This window comes from Mesorhizobium sp. LSJC285A00, assembly GCF_000503155.1.
GTDB lineage: Bacteria > Pseudomonadota > Alphaproteobacteria > Rhizobiales > Rhizobiaceae > Mesorhizobium.
In genome coordinates, this window is sequence record NZ_AYVK01000098.1 from 1 (window position 1) to 2,497 (window position 2,497).

The 2,497-nt window shown below is 59.8% G+C and carries 3 protein-coding genes; all 3 read right to left on the reverse strand.

Translation table 11 applies throughout. The features are described from left to right. Positions 1 to 98: 98 nt before the first annotated feature. Positions 99 to 344: a hypothetical protein gene (locus X726_RS137295; protein WP_023673947.1), complete on the reverse strand. Its 246-nt coding sequence runs from the start codon at positions 342 to 344 to the stop codon at positions 99 to 101. 1,625 nt (positions 345 to 1,969) lie between these two features. Further along, positions 1,970 to 2,146 carry a hypothetical protein gene (locus X726_RS1000000171375; RefSeq protein WP_023673950.1) on the reverse strand — a complete coding sequence of 59 codons (177 nt, stop codon included), beginning with the start codon at positions 2,144 to 2,146 and terminating at the stop codon, positions 1,970 to 1,972. Continuing rightward, the gene (locus X726_RS1000000172160) at positions 2,062 to 2,475 is read right to left on the reverse strand and encodes a TadE/TadG family type IV pilus assembly protein (protein ID WP_280940467.1); all 414 of its coding nucleotides are present in this window, start codon (positions 2,473 to 2,475) and stop codon (positions 2,062 to 2,064) included. Before X726_RS1000000172160 ends, X726_RS1000000171375 begins: the two co-directional genes overlap by 85 nt. Between the last annotated feature and the right edge of the window lie 22 nt (positions 2,476 to 2,497).

The following is a 2,497-nucleotide window of genomic DNA, read 5'->3' on the forward strand; positions in this document are numbered from 1 at the left end:
GTTTCCAGGCGACAATGTTCCACCGATGAGAGAACAAAGAAGGCTTCACCGCCAGCGCACATTCCCCTTAGCTGCGCTGTATTGCCAGCGGCTAGTCTCTAAAGGCCTTTAACCAGCCACGGATCGGTGTCGTATCCGAGGCGCGGCTTTTCCGGCGTTCCATCGGCCGGCAATTTGGCGGTTCCGGTCGGCCTGCAGTCCAGTTCGAGCACCTGCTTCTTGGCAGAGTGCTTCGTAGAGCAAAGGTCCGTGGCGTCACTCACCACCACCTTCTTCTCCTTGGCTATAGCGACACCAGTCCCAGCGATCACGATCGCCGCGCAAAACACAGCTACTCTCATCATACTCCCCACCGTTGCTCCTCCCCAAAAATGCTGAGCATGACGTTACGGCACATTTAAATTAGCGCAAGCGAATATTAGCTTGACTAGTCCCCTTCACATCGGCTCTGGTCGCCTCCCCTTGCTGCTGCGCCTTGCGAAACCGGCAGCGCGATATGCTAGGATGGGCGCATGCCTGCTCATGACCGGGCGGCCGCTGTTAACGACTTGAGCTTGACATGGCAGAAGGCTGCAGCCGTCAAGTTTCCCAAGTCGTCGTGGCGATGAACGATCGCGTCGAGGATCGCTTACCAAGCGGCGTTTACTAAGNCCGTCAAGTTTCCCAAGTCGTCGTGGCGATGAACGATCGCGTCGAGGATCGCTTACCAAGCGGCGTTTACTAAGTTCCGCTGGTGCAGCCCTGCGCGATCACACCATAACCACGTGATGACAAATCAGCCATGTGTGTGGCGCGGCGGGCTTGTTCCACTTGTGGCCGGCGCCTACCCACCCGGGTTCCCCAACCATGGCGTCGGCCATTTTCGTTCTCTCAGCGATTATAGGCCTTTGCTATCGGCCTATGTGTCGGCCTTGGATGGCGAGATCGCGGTTAGATCACCTCGTTCGTTTGGATGTTTCGCTGGCGTTGGGAGGAGGCGCATATGTTCGCCAGCCGGCGGATACCACACCGCCCCACCGGTCAGGCCCAGCGCGTCCGCTGCAAAGTCCCCGCAGACCGCTGCTGGGCCGCTGGCGGGCAGCGGCTACTTGCTGACGATCCAATCCACCAACCCAGTTTCGATCAGCTCGCACCCAGTGAAATCGCGCACCAGGGCCTTGGCTAAATCGCGCCATTGACACTCAGGCGTACCCGTTTCCCCTACTAGGGCTCGGAATGCAGAGCGGAGAACGTCGGCTTGAAAGGCGGAGACGGCAACAGTAGACGGGTCGGCATCTTCCCAGCCTAGCGCCACGTCGCGACGACGTGACCAAGGCGCTTCAGAAGCTCGCGTGAGGCTCGGATGGCCCTGCGCGATTGATCCATGTCCCGGCGAAATGTGGCGGGTTCCGCCATGGACTTCTGGCGCATCAGCAAGGTGGCCGTAGTGGCCGCTCGAGCGATATCTATGGGCGTTGCAACCATCGCAGCCTCCCAGAAAAGGCAATGGCAAACGACACATTAATAAGCTCGCCGAAACTCTCTCCGCAATGAAAAGAGTTGTACGAATTTTACCAACCCGCACCCTTTCAGTGATGCCGGGCCGCTGCTGTCCTCGCTCTTGTTCTGTCATCGTAATGAAGGACGACATCTCCGAGCACCCGTAGCACACCTGTTGCATGGAAAAAGCTGTAGGCGTTTATAGGTGCCCGGGCACTCCGCCATTTGTTTGCGTTGTGGAGCGGGACAAAGCAGGTTTCCTCACTCAGGCCGCCTACCGTGAAGCGGGGCACAAGCCCGACTTCGACGCATTGCCTTGGGAAGCTGAATACAGGGCCGCCAACTCAACGAAAGCCGGTCGTACGCCTAGCTAGCAACCAGGGGCACCGTGACGGTCGTGGCGTAATTTATCGGATACTGGTCGAAATACGGGAAAGCGATGACGAAGNCTGCGCCGGAGCAGTCACGGCGCCACCTGGATCCGATCCTTTCAGCGGACACGGATCACCTGCTGATGACTAATCGCGCGCGGGTCCGGGAAGACACCGAAGTTAAACGGGGGCACCCAGGTGCCCGTCGCCGTTATCTGCACGAAGATTTTCTTTCCGCCGCAGATGGTGGTCTCATCCACGACCGTGGCGCCGCACAAGTAGGAGCGGACCAGCACGACCGCGGCGTCCTCGGGCTTGTCGTTCCAGCTCGAAAGCGCGACCGCCTGCGTCCNTAGGAGCGGACCAGCACGACCGCGGCGTCCTCGGGCTTGTCGTTCCAGCTCGAAAGCGCGACCGCCTGCGTTCCGGTGTCATTGGACGCGCCGGCCATCACGAGATTGGCCGCGGTTTTGACGCCCGCGCGCATCTGCAGGTAACTCGTCACGTAGGACCAGCCATCGGCGATGCCGAGGCAGACCAAGCACAGGACGGGCAGCAACATGGCAAACTCCACGGCGGCTATCCCGGATTTGTCCCGGACAATGCGCAAGGTCCGCCCACCCATCCCGCTACTCGACAAGCTGAAC